Here is a 308-nt window from a genome sequence, read left to right as displayed (position 1 = left end):
GAGCTGCGCGCAGATCGCCGCGCTGCGCCGGCACTGCCAGACGATGGCGTTGTGGATCGGCCGACCGCTGTGACGGTCCCAGACCACCGTGGTCTCGCGCTGGTTGGTGATGCCGATGGCGGCGATGTCGGCCGCGCGCAAGCCCTTGCGGGCGAGCGCGTCGCGACAGACCTGGAGGGTGGTCAGCCAGATTTCCTCGCCGTCGTGCTCCACCCAGCCGTCCTTCGGGAAGTACTGCTTGAATTCCTGCTGGCAGCTCGCCACCGGCAAGCCCTGGGCACTGAACACGATGGCGCGGGAGCTGGTGG

1 protein-coding gene is annotated in these 308 nt (G+C 68.8%); it reads right to left on the bottom strand.

From position 1 onward, the window contains the following. The coding region (locus tag ACLJNW_RS24195) for an FGGY family carbohydrate kinase (protein WP_410961217.1) at positions 1 to 308 on the bottom strand (308 nt) is incomplete at both ends.

It is taken from the genome of Salmonella sp. SAL4457 (assembly GCF_046548235.1).
GTDB classification, from domain to species: Bacteria; Pseudomonadota; Gammaproteobacteria; order Enterobacterales; family Enterobacteriaceae; genus Salmonella; species Salmonella enterica.
This window is presented reverse-complemented; position numbering and strand designations above follow the sequence as displayed.